Annotated in this window: 2 protein-coding genes; both read left to right on the top strand. The window is 75.9% G+C overall.

The genetic code is table 11. The annotated features are described in order from the left end of the window. Positions 1-929 (top strand): FHA domain-containing protein (locus AC1DVT_RS20385; protein WP_477391239.1); only part of this gene is annotated, 929 nt, incomplete at its 5' end. A 13-nt stretch (positions 930-942) separates the two neighbouring features. Then, positions 943-1166: hypothetical protein (locus AC1DVT_RS20380; protein WP_477391237.1), on the top strand; the 224-nt coding region annotated here is incomplete at its 3' end.

Raw genomic sequence — 1166 nt, 5'->3', positions numbered from 1 at the left:
ACTCCGCGTGGCCGTTCGCGGAAGCAGCATCGTACGAGCCGCTCCCGCCGGTCCCCCCGCTCCCGCCGGTCCCCCCGGTCCCGCCGGCGCCCCCTGCCCCGGTCGCCGGCCGATCCGCCGACGAGCCCGTGGTCACGCGCGCCGGGTGGACCCCGCCGCCGCTTCCGTCATCGGCGGCGCCGCTGCTCGGTGCAGGGCTCGCCTTCGACGACGAGTCCGACTGGACGGGCGAGGTCACCGGGGCGATCTCCGGCGCCCCTGCGCCGATCTCCGCCGTGCCGCTTCCGCCGCCGGCGGCCGCCGCGCCCCCCGCGCCGCCCACCGTTCGCCGCGGGCTCGATGACGCACCCCCTGTGACGCGCGTGCCGGCTGCGCCGCCGCTGTCCGCCCAGGAGCCCTGGGCGCCCACCCGCTCGCCGCTGCCCGAAGAGGCCGAGGCCTTCCCCGAGACGTCCGGCCCCGTCTCGGCGATCGCCGGAGCACCGGATGCCGGGGGTCCGCGTTCGGCGCTGGCATCGGTGTCCGCGCAGCACGTGCTGCCGCACATCCCCGACGAGGACGCCCTCGACCAGACGATCGTCGCGCGGCGCAAGCGCACCGGCTGGGTCATCGCGCCGCGGCTCGGGGCGCCCATCCCGCTGACTTCCGCCGTGGCCATCCTCGGTCGCCGGCCCGCGCCTGACCCGGCCTTCCCCGAGGCTCAGCTGGTCTCGCTCGACGACGACACCCGGACGATCTCCAAGACGCACGCCCGTCTCGCGCTGCGCGACGATCGCTGGTACATCACCGATCTCGACTCCACCAACGGAGTCCTCTTCACGACCCTGATGGGCACCGAAGTGGCCGCGACGCCAGGCGAAGAGGTCGAGGCGGGTGACCTCTTCTTCCTCGGCGACGCCGAGGTCCGGCTGAGCCGCAGCGACGGATGACGGTGGTCCGGCGATGACGGACGATCCGGCCGCGCACGTCGAGCCCGACGACGCGACCGCCATCTCGAGGCGCCGCGGCATCGACCCCGACGCCACCCAGCCGGTCGATCCCGACGACACGCACCCGGGCAGGCGTCCGGGTCCGCAGCGCCACGCGGACCCCTCGGCCGGTGACGCGACGTCCGACGACGGGTCGACGATCGTCGTCCGCCGCAAGTCGCGTCCCCGGTCCCCGAG

It is taken from the genome of Microbacterium sp. P2_F9 (assembly GCF_056403635.1).
The sequence above is the reverse complement of the archived record's forward strand: the minus strand, read 5'-3'. Positions and strand labels throughout refer to the sequence as shown.